Origin of the sequence: Novipirellula rosea, from assembly GCF_039541335.1 — a bacterium.
Lineage (GTDB): Bacteria > Planctomycetota > Planctomycetia > Pirellulales > Pirellulaceae > Novipirellula > Novipirellula rosea.
Genome location: NZ_BAABGA010000018.1, coordinates 387491 through 403368 on the forward strand (window position 1 = coordinate 387491; position 15878 = coordinate 403368).

Here is a 15878-nt window from a genome sequence, read left to right on the forward strand (position 1 = left end):
CCGAAGACCGAGCCTTACGCAGCGGTCTTCAAGAACTCGCTCAAGCGATCCGCTCGCGAGGGGCTCTGCAGCTTCGCGACCGCCTTGGCTTCGATCTGACGCACACGCTCGCGAGTGACCTTGAAAATCCGGCCGCACTCTTCAAGCGTATAGCTGTATCCGTCCACCAAACCGTAGCGAAGTCGGATGATTTCTCGCTCGCGGAACGTCAACGTCTTGAGCAATTCGTCGATCTTGCTTCGCAAGATTCCGCTGGCAGCCGCTCGCACAGGGTTGTCGTCTTCACTGCCTTGAATGAATTCGCCAAAGCTGCTGTCTTCGCCTTCGCCCACGGGACGATCCAGGCTGACGGGGTGACGCCCGATGTCCATCACGCGGCGAACTTCTTCCAATGGCACTTCGGTGGCCAAGGCAATTTCTTCGTAGGTGGGCTCGCGACGCAACTCCTGGGTCAGACGCTTCTGAGCCTGACGCAACTTGCTCAACACGTCGATCATGTGCACAGGAATACGGATCGTTCGCGCTTGGTCCGCGATCGCTCGCGTGATCGCTTGACGAATCCACCACGTGGCATAGGTACTGAATTTGAAACCACGACGATATTCGTATTTATCGACCGCCCGCATCAAACCAGTGTTGCCCTCTTGGATCAAATCCAAGAAGGACAGCCCACGATTACGATATTTCTTGGCGATGGAAACCACCAATCGAAGATTGCCGCTGCTCAATTGACGCTTGGTCGCTTCGTATTCATCAAAGTGACGGCGAACTTTGGTCATGCGGTTGCGAAGGCTTTCGGGACTCTCTTGAGTCACCAACATCAATTCGCGTAGCTCTTGCTTCAGATCGGCAGCTTCATCGCGGCTCATCGCGTCTTCGCCCAGAGCGGACAAACGATCGCGAATAAAGGTCATGCGGCGCGAGATCTTTTCGAGCTGTCCCAACAACGGCACCACGCGGCGACTGCGAAGCGAAAGCTCTTCAACCAACTGCAAGCACTTGCGGCGGTTGCGGATAAATCGGCGGCGAATCTCAGCCTTCAATCGAGGCGAAACGCTCTTGCGAACCAATTGCTCAAAATCCGACTTGTTCTGCGCGATCAACACATCGATCGTTCGCAAGTTATGAGGCATGCGAGCACTGATTTGCTCTTTGGTCAATCGTTCGGTCAACGAGACTTTGATGGTGCGATCAAATGGCAGTTCGCCATTGTGCACTCGGTGCAAGGTTTCCACGGTGCTGCGAAGTGCGTAATCGGACTCAAGCAACATGCGGCGGTATTGACGACGTGTGATTTCGATCTTCTTTGCCAACGAGATCTCTTGCTCGCGTGTCAACAAAGGAATCTCAGCCATCTGGCTCAAGTACATGCGAATCGGATCATCGCTGGCCTTGGGCAACTCTGCCGATACCAGCGGAGCATCGTCGTCTTCGCTGTATCGCATCTCTGCCACACGAGGCTCGGGCTTTTTGCCCGATGCAACAATCGCCTTCTTTTCCGCCTTCTCGATTAACTGAATCCCGTGGCGTTCAATCGCTTGCATCAAGCGATCGAGTTTTTCCGGATTGACGTCTTCATCCGGTAGGTAAGCGTTGACTTCGTCGTAGGTGAGGAATCCATCCTTGGTTCCACGAGCGATAAGTTGAGAAAGATCTTGGTCCATCAATTGCATCTGAAAACCTCATGTTTTTTTAGTGCCGAATCCTGGCACCGTGGGTCGATTGAAAAATCCTATTTCACACAATACGCACATGATCAGCTCCTCTGATCGGTCACCATTGGCGGGCGTCTTTTCGGGAAAGACATCAACGGTGAGTGGTATTGAATCGGGACGGTCTGAAGCGGGGTGTCAGTGGCTCCTTCGATTGATTGGAAACAGTAATGTTCGCGAGTGTTCGGTTCTGTTTTATTTTTCAGTATTGACTTCGAATGCTATCATTTGCTAGCATCTCGCAAGCTAATCTTTTTTCATCTGGTGACGCGTTCGCTCGGCGTCAAACAGCTCTTTCAATAGAGCCTCCTCTTCGTCTTCTGCCAATGCCGAAGAAGCCAGTTTTGCAATTTGTCTGTTTTTTTCTGCCGAAAATTCTCGTTCACGGTAGCGTAACACAACACCAGCATAGCGTTCGAAGGTGGTTTGCGTGGATTGGTCTCCGCGACGACGCACACGTTCCTCAAGCGTCATCACTTGGTTTTTAAGATCTTCGTTCGCGAGAACCGACATCAATGACTCGAGCGTCAGGTCACGCCCTTGCAGATCCAAGTCTTGATAGGCCGACAACAACATCTTTGCGGTATTCGATTCGAGCCAATCCGGATCGATCGACTCGACCGCCATCGCAGCCAACTCGGGTGATTCGATCAGCGTTTCAAACAACTCGCGATCGATCCCGCTGAGCGGTTGCGGACGATTCGGATTGGACTCACGACGCGGCGTCGCGCCAAAATCACGGGGCTCGCCAAACCCAGAGGAATCTGCAAAGTCCGGAGGTGCACCAAAGTCCGCAGGCCCACCGAAATCAGGTGCCCCCCCCAAATCCGGCGGCACAGCGAAGTCGTCATAGCCACCAAAGTCACCTTCGAACTCCGCCGATTCTAAAAAAGCAGCGTTCGGATCAAACGACTTGGGCGGCGCAGCACTGTCGCTGCGAGGCGGAGCCGAGGGACGATTGCTCGGCCGAGTCGGCTTGGTGTCGCGAGCACGTGAATCACGCGGAGAGGAATCACGATGCTTCGCCGCGGTTCGTGCACGCGTTTTACGAACCTCTTCGAGTCGTTCGTTCAGCCGCTCGGTTGGCAAACCGAACGTTCGCGACATTCGCAGCATCAGCTGGTCGACCTTCAGATTCGCCGCCCGCGGCGCCTGGGCGATAATCCCCAACAAGACCTCGATCGCTTGGGTGACCTTGTGCGTGTCATTCGTGACATCCACTCCCTCGGTCAAGCGGTTCAGCTTGTGTTCGAGCGCGTCCGGTGCACTTGCCACCAATTCGTCAAACGCAGCCCGGCCTTGTGATGCCAAAAAGTCCGCGGGGTCATTCCCATCGGGTAACGTCAACACTCGCATGTCGACATCGGCACGAACAAACAATTCGAGCACTTGATCGGCGCGGGTTTGACCGGCGGTGTCCCCGTCGAGCACCAAGACGACTCGTTTTGCAAATCGCTTCAGCAAGCGGATATGGTCTTCGCCCAAGGCGGTCCCAAGCACGGCGACCGCCGACTCGACACCCGCTTGGCGTGCCGCGACGACATCGGTGTAGCCTTCCATCACCAAGGCATCGCCACCGCGACGGATCGCTTCACGCGCAAGTTGCAAATTATACAGCTGGTGCGACTTGCGAAATAACTTGGTCTCAGGACCGTTGATGTATTTAGCCCCCGCCTTGTCTTCGCCACGTCGCGCGGCGATCGCGGGAATCAAACGGCCTCCCAACGAGATTGGGCGGTCCTGCAGATCGTGAATCGGGAACATCAAACGGCCACGGAACCGATCGTAATGCCCGTCACCCTTGTTTCGCTTGATGGCCAATCCGGCCGCTTCAGCCACCTCGGCACTAAAATCATGCTTCTTGAGCAGGTCGACTGCAAAGCTCCATGACTCGGGCGAAAAGCCGATACGAAAACGCTTGCGGTTCTCGTCATCGATCCCACGCGATGCCAAGTAGTCGCGAGCGATCTTGGCATCGTTGCTGGTGCCACTTTCAAGTTGCTCGAAATAAGCATCCGAAACCAACTTCATCGCTGCAAACAAAGTCGGGCGATCATCGGGGCTGCCGAACACGGTCTTTTTGCCGCCACGCAGCTCGTCGATTGGAATGCCTGCCTGTTCGGCTAACACGCGAAGTGCCGAGGGGAAATCGAGCCCGTCTCGCTGCATCACATAACTAAAGATATCGCCGCCGATATCACAAACCCAACACTTCCACGTTTGCCGTTCGGGATTGATGGTCAAAGAAGGTCGCCGATCGTTGTGCCAGGGACAACGTGCAACCATATTGCGACCCGCCGGATGCAACTCCAGCGTCTGGCCGACAACATCGACAATGTCGACGTTCGCGCGCACTCGCTCTTTCAGGTCGAAGTCCGCAGGCAGGGACAAGCGACAACTCCCGTTAAAGGAACCACTTGGTGACAAGACACCAGAAAAGAAAGCCACGACAAAACCGAAACAATTTCGGTGCGGAACCCCTTCCTTGGGTGCCTCGCCTATTCAAGCTGGCGAAACGTTTCCGATCGGTCGACCCATCTCGGCGATCACCTACCAGGCAAACCACCGATTTCACCAATCGTTCCGACTGGCAGCGGGCAAATTTCGATCATGCAATCCATTGCAACGCAATTGAACGGTTTGCTAGCAAAAATACAACTGGCAAACCGCTCATAAATTACGAGCGACCGGGGATTGTGCGAAACCGCCGTGTCGGCGTCAAGCTCAATTTTCTTGAGCTAAAAATCGCAATTTCCAGCGTTTTCTTCGCCCCTGGGCGTAAAACGCCGGGCGTTTATTTCAGCTCACGCACGCGGATATCTTTCCAGCGAACTTGGAATGGGCCGGTTCCCTTGGCGATGCCATGCACCTGCAGCCCAAAGAAGCCTTCTTTGCTCGATTCTGCGTCCGAAAAATCGGCGATCTTGGTTCCGTTGACCCAAGTTTGAATGCGATCGCCCACCGCACGAACCACGAAACGGTTCCAGCTATCGTTTTTGTAGGCGTCCTTGATCGGTTGTTCCTTGGTGATCCAACCCCGTCCGGTCCCTTCGCTGTAGACGTAGCCCGCTTCGCCCGGTGCCGCTTCGATTTCGACCTGGGGTCCATGAACTCGGCCATTCTTAAATTCTTTGCTGCTGACCGAACGAATCTGCACCCCGCTGTTCAAGCCGGTGTCCACGTTCGTTTGAAAGGTCAACTCAAAATCGCCGAACGATTGATCGGTACACAGGAACGAATTCGGGCTTCCTTCGGACGTTTTTCCAACCACGGCTCCGTCTTCGACGCGGTAGGTTGCGGTACCGTTCTTTTGCGTCCAGCCCTTGGTGTCGTTGCCATTGAACAGCGAAACCCAGCCTTTGCCATCGATATCGGGAATTGTATCCCACGACACATCTTTACCCGCAGCCGACTCGCTAAGCGTCGCTGGATCGCGAAGTGCGGGCTCGTCGGCGGTCAACGTCTCGGCATCGATGGCGGGCAGCGTCACATCGCCGGTCGCCGCCCACTCGGTTCCCCGCTGCAGCGTGACCTGAAACGCTAGCCCCTTCATGGCATTGACGTCATGCCCGAGAGTCGTGTGAAAAACACGTCCTTTGCCGTATTGAATGCTCATCAACAGCGGCTCATGTTCGCCGGTTCCGCCCGTTTCTTTGGCGCTGAATCCAGTCGCCAGCACGTTCATATTCTCCGCCGGCCCTCGCAGTTTTGCGTACAGTTCGTCGGCGGTTTGCATGAACGATCCCGGCAATCCCTTGGTGATCGGATGCTCGCGATCGCGAACCACGACGACAAAGGGAACGCGTTTGCCGTGGGCTCCGCCTGAACCAGGCGAGGTATCACGGGTAAACTTTTGCAGGTCTTCTTTCCAACGAACGTAGGGCCCATCGCTCTCGTTGCGGCCGCCCCAGCCCCCCAATCCGATCATGCGATTGTAGGCCGACCATTTTGGGAACGAGTTGTCGGCGGCATGGACCGAGCAGAAACCGCCTCCGCCCGCGACGTAATCTTCAAAGGCCTTTTGCGTCGACTCGCTCCACGGTTGGCCGTTGTAGTTGGAAACGACGACGTCATAGTCGGCGAATTTAGGGGCAAACGTACTCATGTCGCCCCCTTTGGCGGGCGAGGTCGCGACATCGACTTGGAATCGCCCGCTAGCTTCGAGCGTTTGCTTGATCAACGGCGTGGTTTCTTGCCATTTGTGGTTATTTTGCCCGTCGATCAACAAAGCCGATAGCACTTTGGCATCGCCAGCAGCAGACGCTTGCAGGGCAAAACCGGCCACCAATGCGAAACAAGCAACCCATCGTGGAAAGAAAAAGGTATTGAGATTCATCAGCATCAAGTTCAATTGGGGAAAGCGAAGGTGAGTGGGTATCTTTGGGCGGACAGAGCCCCCGTGGGCCCCATTGTATCAACATCATCTTCCACTTGGCGGGGCGTCAGACAGCTTTAGCGGTCACGTTTTGCCAACGCACGGCCGTCACGCTGGGTACATGGATTGGGATGAGTTGCCTAAGATACGTGGATATTGAGGTACGTGGACCCTGAGTTACATGGATCCTGTGCCATGATAATTCACCGCTGCTGGTACACACGTGGCCGGCCCAGCAATCCTTTGAAATCGAGCCTTCTGACGAATGAGCCACTTTACTCGCGGGAATTTCCCCGCCACTCGCCTGCGACGCGTCCGTCGCCATGACTGGTCTCGACGGCTTGTCGCCGAGAACCAATTGAGCGTGGACGATTTGATTTGGCCCATCTTTGTTTTCGACGGCGAAGGACGCCAACCGATCGAAAGCTTGCCGGGCGTGGACCGCCTTGGACTCGACCAGATCCCCGCCGCCATCGAATCAGCGTGCCGCTTGGGCATCCCCGCCATCGCGATCTTTCCGGCCACCCCGAGTGAACTGAAAACGCCTGATGCGGCTGAGGCCGTCAATCCCGAAAACCTCGTTTGCCGCACCGTTCGCAAGATCAAACAAGAAGCGGGCGATGCCCTCGGCGTGATCTGCGATGTCGCCTTGGACCCCTACAGCAGCCATGGCCAAGACGGATTGGTTCGCGATTCGTATGTGATCAACGACGAGACCGTCGAAGTTTTGTGCCAGCAAGCGTTGGTGCAAGCCGACGCGGGATGTGACATCATCGCGCCGAGCGACATGATGGACGGCCGGATCGGCGCGATTCGCGGTGCACTGGAAAACGCCGGAAAGACCAACGTGCAAATCATGTCATATGCGGCCAAGTACGCCAGTTCGTTCTATGGCCCATTCCGTGACGCGGTCGGTTCGTCCGGCAATCTTGGCAAGGCCAGCAAGAGCACCTACCAACAATCCCCCGCCCAGAGCGACGAGGCGCTTCACGAAGTGGCACTCGATTTGGCCGAAGGCGCCGACACGGTGATGGTCAAACCAGGGATGCCCTACTTGGACATCGTCTATCGCGTGAAGTCCACCTTTGGTGTTCCCACGTTCGCCTATCAAGTCAGTGGCGAATACGCGATGCTGGCAGCCGCTGCGAACAACGGATGGCTCGATCGTGACAAGGTGATCCTCGAAAGTTTGCTAGCGTTCAAGCGTGCCGGTGCCGATGGCGTGCTGACCTACTTTGCCGTCGAAGCGGCACGTCTTCTTCATGCCGCCCAATCGCAATAACCCCGCCGCAATAGCTCTACGATGACCTCTGAACTGAACACCCCCACACTCGACGAACTTGAAGCCGCCGCCAGCGAGAAGTTCGCCTGGAAATGGGACGCGATTTCGATTGCCAACCAACCGTACAAGTTGGCCGTTGCGGCGGATCCCGACAGCATGCTGATCGAAGCCTGCGAACGCCAAGACGCGGGCGAAGAAGGGGTGATCGATCCGTTTTGGGCAACCACATGGCGGGCCGCCGCGGGGCTGGATCGTTTCCTCGATCAAGTCGACGTCAAAGACGTGCCGGTATTGGAACTGGGTTGCGGCACCGGACATGCCGGTATCGCGGCGATGCTGCGGGGCGGCAAGGTCACGCTGACCGATGGTGTAGAGGACCCGTTGCTGCTCGTGCGAATGAGCGTTTGGCAACTGCGTGATCAATGCACCGTCGAGCGACTGCGATTTGGTATCGACACCATCGACGACCAATCATTTCCGATCATTCTGGGCAGCGATGTGACGTACCTGCGGCAACTATGGCCCGAGCTTGACGTTTGCATGCGGCAACATTTGGCCAAGGGAGGCCAAGTGCTGTTGAGTGATCCGTACCGTTTTATCGCCAACGAATTCCGCGAATGGATTCAAAAACGCGGCTGGCATTACACCGAGCACAAAGTCGAATTGGCGGACGATCCGAAACACCCGATCCGCGTGATGCAATTGCGAGACGCGAAGTAATTCGAAACCGGATGATTGGCGAACCGCAGATTCGTAAACGGACGGTTCGTGATCTGGCGGTTCGTGATCTGGGGATTTGCAAGGGGCGATTCAACAAGGGCCAGGGGGGGGATGTGGTGCGGGTTGCACTCTTTCCGCCACGATCCTCTACAATCGATTTAAACACCTTGGACCTCTGTGAACGGGAACTGCGACTTTGAAAGCGAAATGGATCGTCATCGTCGCCATCGTACTGGGCCTGGCCCTCTGGCTCGCCTACACGTCTAGCCAAGATCGCGAGCGGATGGATCAAGCCAGACGCTTAGCACAGCGGCAAAACTCGCAATCAGAAACCGCGACCTCTGAAACAAAATCGAAATCGGAAATCGACGCGGATCTAGACGTACTTGCCAAACGAGGCGTTGGCATGCCGCTACCCGACGACCTGATTTTCTCGCGAGTCCAACCCGAGGGTTATTGGTTTGTGGGCAAGCACGAAGGAGGATCGGGGGTCGAGATCCCGTTCGCGCCCGGTCGCCAACCGACGCCGCCCCCCGAGCTGAAACCGCTGCATGAAAACCCGGGCTACGTCGGCCCCGACGCATGCAAAGCATGTCACCCCAAGATGTACGAATCGTTTGTGCACACCGCGCACTACCGAACATCCAGCCGAGTGAGCGAGGATACGATCCGCGGCCGTTTTTCCGAAGGCGAAAATGTGCTCAAGACCGTCGACAAGCATGTCAAGTTCGAGATGCGAAAACGGGACGACCAGTACATTCAACGCGTGCAGTTTTTTGACTGGAAGTTTGACGTGCCGATGGACATCATTTTGGGGTCCAGCAAGATGGCGCAAACGTATTTGTATTGGCATGATGATCAACTTTATCAAGCCAACGTAACCTACTTGACCGACGGTGATCAATGGATCAACAGCCCCGGCTATATCGATGGCGACGCGGCCTACGCACGCCCGGTGCCCGAGCGTTGTATGGATTGCCACATGACGTACTTTGATTTTCGCAAAGAACCGAACCACTACACCCCCGACGGCATGATCTTTGGCGTGACCTGCGAACGGTGCCATGGCCCGGGAAAGGAACACGTCACCCATCACCAGCAAAACCCCGATGTTAAACAGGCCCACGCGATCGTGTTACCGAGCGAACTGCCACGTGACCGCCAACTCGAAGTCTGCGGCCAATGCCACTCGGGTGTAAACAATTTGAAAAACCCGACTTTCAGCTACCGCCCCGGCGACCCATTGTTTGACCACTATCACCGGACGCCCGATGATGGAACCAACTCGGTACACACCAGCAACCAATTGACGCGGCTGACCGCAAGCGAATGCTTTCAAAACTCACAAATGGGCTGCGTCGAGTGCCACAACCCGCACCAGAACGAGCGAGGCCAAAACGAACTCTTTTCGCAGCGGTGCCTCCAGTGCCACAATGTGCAAGCATGCGGAATGCACGACAAGGTGGACTTTGACATCGCCGAAAACTGTATCGCGTGCCACATGCCTATCCGAGCCACCAAACCGCTGCGACTGCGTTCGGTCGAAGGAGACGTATTTCCACCGCTGCGGGATCACCTGATCCGCGTCGATGATGAAGCGACGGCAGAGTATTTACAGTCACGATCACAATCGAGCGAACCCGACGCAGCCCGCTAGTGCAATGCCAGCTGGCGTTTGGGGGCGCGGACGAGAGGTTTCACTCCTCACTCCTCACTTAGCTTGCCTTACGATTTCCAGAATTTGCTGCAGAGCATCGAGGGTTTCCTGCTGCTCCGAATCGTGCGAACTTTGTGGGGTACTTTCGGAATCTTCGCCCGCCAAACGATCAAACATCCCGCCGATCTCATCGGCGGCATCAGCCAGCTCGCCGCCAAGGCCACGAATCTCGTTCAACGTGTCTTGAACTACGTCATACGGATCGCCAACGTCCTCGCCAAGAAATTCGGAGATCATTTCCCTCATCAGTTCGGGATCACCAAGTGGCATCTGCGAGCTCATCGAGAAAGTCTCGATCATCTGCTGGGCAAACTCCACCGGCGTTTGCCCCTCGTGGTTTTTGACTGACAACGACGCTCCTTCGGCGATCATCGCAGCGACGGCGGCGGGGTCCTGTGTTTGCATCGCCATAAAGATAGGCGGTGGAAAAGTCGCGGGGGTGTCGTTCACCTTCGCACCCCTTTGTTTCAATCGCTGCACTTCGTCTTGATCGCCGATACAGATCGCCTGGACCAATTTGACACTGTCGGGAAGCGAGGCAAGGTACTCGGCTTCGGCTTGCTGCTCTTGCTCTTCAAGCGAACTCAACACGTTTTCGCGAGTCTCCTTTTCTTCGATAGGCAGGATTTCATCAAAGCCGCCGTAGGGAGTTGAGAAGGCGACATCGGCATGCCCGACATCGATCACCGTGTCTTTCCAAACGGCAATCCCTAGCCCATGCTCCTCGTCCCACTCACAATCGGTACTGAATCCGATCCACGCGAAGCCGTCCACCGCTTGTGGGCTGACCAAGATTTCCAGCGCCCCGATATTGTCTCGCAACTGCGAAACCGATTCGATGGCCTCATCCTCATCGAACCAATCCTCGTTGTTTTCCATAAAATAACGAGCCCAACGCAGCGACGCATCGAGCACTCGCTCGATGATTCGCGACTGGTTTTCCAGCAGATACTTGACCGCCGCAATCTGAGCCTCGGTCGGTTCTAGGTCGGGGACCAACGGCTGCGAAGAAAAACCGTCACTCATTTCGGTATCGATCTCGATCACCACATCGCAACTTTCATGCGGGCCGTTCCAGCCCTTGAGCTCCGTTTCACAGCTCCATCCAGCGCCTTCCTCGTCGCGAGTGAACCAGAGACCTTCGATCTGAATCGTTTTTTTCATCGTTATTTTCGCAGCGGTAAAGCATTAAGGGGATGGCATCGCCAAGAGCGTGACGAGTCGAGTGACCATCGCTACTTTCGCAACGAGCAAACGCGACAATCATCACTCTTTGGCGACACAGTATAGGTGTTGCTTGCCGCGAAAAAAGATCTCGTCGCCGACAATCGCCGCCGAGGCATCGATTTCCTCGTCGAGCTTGTTCTTGGCCACAACCTCAAACGAATTCCCATGCTTCAAAACCACCGTCGTGCCATCCCGCCCGGTCAAATAGACATAGCCATTCGCTGCGACGGGTGACGCATAAACGGTCGAAATATCGGGCAATCGAGTTTGGTCAATCCGCAATTCGCCGGTCTTGACATCGCGTGAAACCAGCACGCCATTGTTGGCTTTGACGAAATAGAGCTGGCCTTGATACAGCAGCGGCGATGGCACGTACGGCGCCGCGTCTTCCTCGATCCAAGTGATCGTCTCGCTGTCGGTGATGTCCCCTTTGCTGCTGAGCGGGATCGAATAGATCGCGTAACCTCGAAATCCGGTCATCACAATCACGTTGTCCTCGAAACGCACAGGCGATGGAATCGGGTTGCCCGCTTGACCGCCGCACTCCCAAATCAATTCACCGGTGGCCAAGTCGTAACTACGCACCCGATTGCTGCCGTTGGTGACCACCTGCGTGCGTCCATTAAATTCGGTGATCAAAGGAGTCGACCACGTTGTTTGTTCATCGCGAGTTTGTCGCCACCGCTCTTCACCCGATTTCGCATCGAGTGCCACGATGAACGATTCGCCCTCGTGATCAAAGGGGACCACGAGTGTGTCGCCGGAGACCGCCGGCGAACTGCCCTCGCCAAATTGAGCTCGCGTTTGCATCTTGCCCAGATCGCGACTCCATAATGTTTTTCCGTTTAGATCCAGACAGTAAACGCCTCGTGATCCGAACGAGACGTACAGTCGTTCTCCGTCGCTCACCGGCGATGCCGATGCAAACGTGTTGGTGTTGTGTCCGGCTTCATGAGGCACTTGCTCGGTCACGGTGCTCCGCCACACCTCGGCGCCGCTGGCTCGGTCGTAGGCCAACACCATGAACGCGTAGTAATGGGTCGGCGCTACCCCGCCACCGAAACCACGTCCACCGCCACGACCACCGCGTCCGCCACGGTCACCGCGACCAAAACCGCCTGGACGCCCAGCTTCGGAGCGATCGCCGCCCGCTCGATCTCCACCCGCTCGATCTCCACCCGCTCGATCGCCACCTGCCCGATCGCCACCTGCCCGATCGCCGTCGGGACGATCTCCAGCACGGTCACGTCGCGGCGGCTCGGATGATTCGGCGGCTTGCGACTCCGTTGCCGTCTCCGCTCCCTCTTTCATCCGATCGGTTTTCACTGCGGTCGCGACATAGACGCGGTCGCCCAACACGATCGGGGTCGAGCTGCCGACACCCGGCACTTCGATTTTCCAGCGAATGTTCTCGGTTTCGCTCCACTGCGTCGGCGGATTCCCCGTTGGCGACACGCCGGACGCTTCGGGACCACGCCACTGCGGCCAGGCGGGATCGAGATCCTTGGCCGAGCTGGAAACCCCGACAAAAGCAGTCAATGCAAAGGTGGCAGAGGCAATCAAATGGATTGATTTCACAACAACAGTCCCAAAAATCGAGAAAAGGAGCGGCAAGTCAGCGAGTCCATAGCTCGATTCAACCCCTCCGCGACCCGCAAGTTCCGCTGGATGTCGGGAGCGCTGGGGAGCTGCGAAAACTGGTCATTTCAGCTAATTCGGACGATAACCGACTGGACCCCACCCCCTGATTTTGGGCGAGAATGCAAATTAACGATTGAGACGATCCAACATCGCTTGGATTTTCCAGTGCGTCGGCGAAGTGGCCGCGACCACCAACCATCGCCGCGATCGGCACGTCAAAAGCGACATCGTGGACGGTCCGCCTAGCGATTCCCAAGTATCACTGTCGATGCTCGTTTCGATTACCTGCATCAGCGGCTCGGCGCGGTTGGAATAAGATTCCCGCCAGAAGGCTGCCCCGCTGGCATTCCGTTTCGTCTCCGGCTCGCGCTGACGTCCGATCAACGGCGTGACGTCATAGACGCGAATCGCCAATTGCTCCTCGGCACCTTCTCGCGTGGTGATCGTTAGCTGCCCTGAGCGTATCGAGAGCACTAAGTCAAACTGCTCTAACAAATGGGTCACTTTCGCACCGACGCACGGCGTCTGGATGTCCGCCCGGATTAAATCCATACCCCTCGTCACCTCGGAGCTTCGCCACCATGGAACGACACCAGTACGCCCCTCCGCACCCCCAGGTACATTCACTTGCGAATCGGCGGTTTGGTCACGCCGCTGCGAGTCCGGTCGAGAAGGACTCGCAAACGGATCATTATCCGTGATCGCAAAACTTGGTTGCTCGCGTTTCTTTGCAATCAGCACAAGGCTTTCCTTCACTCCGATCTCTTCCAAAGCCCGCACATCAATCTCGGTGGCAGCGTGGGTCGACATGTCTCGTACCAACTGAGGCAACGTGAGACCATCGTCCCAGTCAAATCGACACGGCTCCTTCAAAAACGCCAGGATGTCAGCCTCCTGCTGTTCAGTCATAAACGGATCGATTTGCCACGAAGCCACCTCGCCACCATCTCGAGTAACGCGGGCGTGAGCGTGAATTCCATGCATCACGTCGGCCGGCACTACCGATTGAGCATCGGCCACCGACGCCGCAGCTAAAACGATTCCCGTCACGAAAATCGATCGACAACGCGGCACAGAAAACGTCATGGCAGCCACTCGCAGTGTGTGAGGTGAATTCGAACTCCATCGCGTTACCGAACAAGCAATTGGCATTCCCAATTGGCATTCCAAGTGCATTCAACCACGGTATCGAGAACATCCTTCATGCACTGCGCTGGGCTGCGTGATCAAGTTTGCCGAGTGTGTTGCAATTTGCTGCATTCGATTTGCACACAAAGACAATCCCTCGATTCACTTTTCTAACCATCCGGAATTTGACGTCGTGAACAAGGAATCCACTATGCTCTCGTTCAGGACCAATTCGCTTGCGATCACTGTCGCCTGGGTCATGTCATTCCACCCGATTGTCATCAACGTCCATCAAACCAGCGCCGCCGAAGCGATCGCAGCGAGCACCGACACGATCGATTCCGTCACGCTGTACCGCGACCAAGCGAGTGTCGTTCGCCGGATCGAAGTCCCCGCCTCGACGCACTTGCAACAAATCCGGGTGACCGACTTGCCGACGAGTTATGTGGCAGGATCCGCGTTTTCACAATGTGAATCGGGCAGTGTCATTCGCTCGACTCGCGTGATGACCGTCGATTCACTTTCGCCCGAAAACGAGCAAAAAGTCAAAACGCTTGCGGACCAATACGCGACGCTGCTTCGTGATCTGGATAACGCCAAACAGTCATCGACGGTGATTGAACAGGACTTGATCACGCTCGAGAAACTTGTCGACTTCTCGGCGAGCAAAACGCTTGAAAACCTGGACCGTGCCACGCTGGACGTACAATCGGTTACTGCACTGACCGATTTCACCATGCAGCGGCGACGGCAACTCGCTCAAGAACTATATGAACAGCAAACCGCGATCGAAGATTTGACAAAGGCGATCCAAGTCAACCGCGCGAGCATCGAATCGATCCACAATACGCGAGGCACCACAAGCGAAGCTCTGATCGAGGTGATCTCTCCCGACGGCGGGCCATTGCGGTTCAGCTACCAAGTCAGCGATGTAGGATGGTCGCCGAGCTATACCGTGCGGGGCAAACGCATCGACCAGAAAGAAGCGGAATTTTCGCTCGAATTCGAAAGCGTGATGGTGCAAAACAGCGGCGAAGATTGGGACAACGTAAAGCTGACCCTGTCGACGGCTCAGCCCGATCTGCACTCCGCCGCCCCCGGTCTGACCCCATTACGCATCGGCATCGCGGAATCAAGTGCGGCCTCGACATCTCAAATGCCATCGACAGCGCCGAACGAGCTGGAAATCCCCTCATGGCAAGACCAAATGGTTTGGCACCGCGACATTACACGCAATGCCGAATCGGGAGTGAAGCAAATCGCTGAACTCGAGTCTGCTGCGAAAGTCCAACGCGATATCGCCTTGGATGCGGGAGCGAACGTCAGCGACGAGAGCTACGCGATCGCCGACCGCATCAAAATCCCAAGTCGACTTGAGAACCAAGTCGTCGCGGTGACTCGCAACACACTCGCAGGTGATTTAAATTACGTCGTCACGCCGCTGCTGAGCAGCTTTGCCTTTCGCGAAGCCGACTTAAAAAACACGATCGGTCGAAACTTGATCGCTGGCGATGCCGACGTCTACTTAAACGAAAAATTTATCGGCCGAACGACGCTGCCGCCCACCGCCGCGGGACAACGTTTCCGAATCGGATTTGGGTCCGACCGCCAAGTCCGAACGCGTCGCGAATTGATGTCGCGGGATGCAACGGTCCACGGCGGCAACCAACGCGTCGCTCTGAAATACCGATTGGTCGTTTCCAACTATCACAACACCGTAATCCCCATCCGTTTGTTGGACCGCATTCCGCTGGCGACTGAGAATGAATCGATCAGCATCACGCTGGCGGCAGACGCGGCGAATCAATTGTCCACCGATCCGCTCTACCTGCGAATGCAACGACCAACCGGAATACTGCGTTGGGATCTCGAAATCCCAGCCGACCGGTTTGGCAGCAACGCTTACGATTTCGAATATATGTTTACGATTGAACACGATCGCGAGAAACGTATTGTCGGCGACCGCATGCTCGAACAGATGCGAAGCGATTACCGATTTGAAAACTCAGGCGGCGGCGGGTTCGGCGGTGGCATGGGCGGTGGTGGCATCTTCTAAAGCAACACTCGTCCGGATCC

General features: G+C 56.1%; 10 protein-coding genes. 4 read left to right on the plus strand and 6 right to left on the minus strand.

The genetic code is table 11. The features are described from left to right. Positions 1–14 precede the first annotated feature (14 nt). The 3 genes from ABD971_RS08025 to ABD971_RS08035 all read right to left on the minus strand — a co-directional run bounded on the left by ABD971_RS08025 (position 15) and on the right by ABD971_RS08035 (position 6048). Positions 15–1673 carry a sigma-70 family RNA polymerase sigma factor gene (locus tag ABD971_RS08025; RefSeq protein WP_339938420.1) on the minus strand — a complete coding sequence of 553 codons (1659 nt, stop codon included), beginning with the start codon at positions 1671–1673 and terminating at the stop codon, positions 15–17. Between the two features lie 285 nt (positions 1674–1958). Beyond that, complete coding sequence (dnaG, locus tag ABD971_RS08030) at positions 1959–4103, minus strand: DNA primase (protein ID WP_345320984.1); 2145 nt, start codon at positions 4101–4103, stop codon at positions 1959–1961. A gap of 403 nt (positions 4104–4506) precedes the next feature. After that, a complete protein-coding gene (locus tag ABD971_RS08035; RefSeq protein ID WP_339938417.1) occupies positions 4507–6048 on the minus strand; it encodes a 3-keto-alpha-glucoside-1,2-lyase-like domain-containing protein in 1542 nt (513 codons plus the stop codon). Between the two features lie 304 nt (positions 6049–6352). Between ABD971_RS08035 and hemB the strand changes: the two genes are divergently transcribed. The 3 genes from hemB (at position 6353) to ABD971_RS08050 (ending at position 9746) form a co-directional block, all read left to right on the plus strand. Continuing rightward, positions 6353–7369 carry a porphobilinogen synthase gene (hemB, locus tag ABD971_RS08040; protein ID WP_345320986.1) on the plus strand — a complete coding sequence of 339 codons (1017 nt, stop codon included), beginning with the start codon at positions 6353–6355 and terminating at the stop codon, positions 7367–7369. A gap of 21 nt (positions 7370–7390) precedes the next feature. Continuing rightward, complete coding sequence (locus tag ABD971_RS08045) at positions 7391–8089, plus strand: class I SAM-dependent methyltransferase (protein ID WP_339938415.1); 699 nt, start codon at positions 7391–7393, stop codon at positions 8087–8089. Positions 8090–8285: 196 nt separating this feature from the next. Next, positions 8286–9746, plus strand: a complete 1461-nt coding sequence (locus ABD971_RS08050; RefSeq protein WP_345320988.1) for a multiheme c-type cytochrome — start codon at positions 8286–8288, stop codon at positions 9744–9746. Positions 9747–9800: 54 nt separating this feature from the next. On the opposite strand, the gene ABD971_RS08055 is transcribed toward ABD971_RS08050, so the two are convergent. From ABD971_RS08055 to ABD971_RS08065, 3 genes are all read right to left on the minus strand, one after another. Further along, positions 9801–10970, minus strand: a complete 1170-nt coding sequence (locus ABD971_RS08055) for a DUF6985 domain-containing protein (protein ID WP_345320990.1) — start codon at positions 10968–10970, stop codon at positions 9801–9803. A 102-nt stretch (positions 10971–11072) separates the two neighbouring features. Then, positions 11073–12611, minus strand: coding sequence for a PQQ-binding-like beta-propeller repeat protein (locus ABD971_RS08060; protein WP_345320992.1), 1539 nt, complete (start codon positions 12609–12611; stop codon positions 11073–11075). A 189-nt stretch (positions 12612–12800) separates the two neighbouring features. Then, on the minus strand, positions 12801–13760 hold the full coding sequence (locus ABD971_RS08065; RefSeq protein WP_345320994.1) for a hypothetical protein: 960 nt from the start codon (positions 13758–13760) through the stop codon (positions 12801–12803). A 253-nt stretch (positions 13761–14013) separates the two neighbouring features. On the opposite strand from ABD971_RS08065, the gene ABD971_RS08070 reads away from it, so the two are divergent. Next, complete coding sequence (locus ABD971_RS08070; protein ID WP_345320996.1) at positions 14014–15858, plus strand: mucoidy inhibitor MuiA family protein; 1845 nt, start codon at positions 14014–14016, stop codon at positions 15856–15858. Positions 15859–15878 lie beyond the last annotated feature (20 nt).

Bases quoted from the DNA above. Each gene is read 5' to 3' on its own strand.
- ABD971_RS08070 (WP_345320996.1), top strand. From the start codon at position 14,014: ATGCTCTCGTTCAGGACCAATTCGCTTGCGATCACTGTCGCCTGGGTC.
- ABD971_RS08025 (WP_339938420.1), bottom strand. From the start codon at position 1,673: ATGCAATTGATGGACCAAGATCTTTCTCAACTTATCGCTCGTGGAACC.
- hemB (WP_345320986.1), top strand. From the start codon at position 6,353: ATGAGCCACTTTACTCGCGGGAATTTCCCCGCCACTCGCCTGCGACGC.
- ABD971_RS08055 (WP_345320990.1), bottom strand. From the start codon at position 10,970: ATGAAAAAAACGATTCAGATCGAAGGTCTCTGGTTCACTCGCGACGAG.
- ABD971_RS08035 (WP_339938417.1), bottom strand. From the start codon at position 6,048: ATGAATCTCAATACCTTTTTCTTTCCACGATGGGTTGCTTGTTTCGCA.
- ABD971_RS08045 (WP_339938415.1), top strand. From the start codon at position 7,391: ATGACCTCTGAACTGAACACCCCCACACTCGACGAACTTGAAGCCGCC.
- ABD971_RS08065 (WP_345320994.1), bottom strand. From the start codon at position 13,760: ATGACGTTTTCTGTGCCGCGTTGTCGATCGATTTTCGTGACGGGAATC.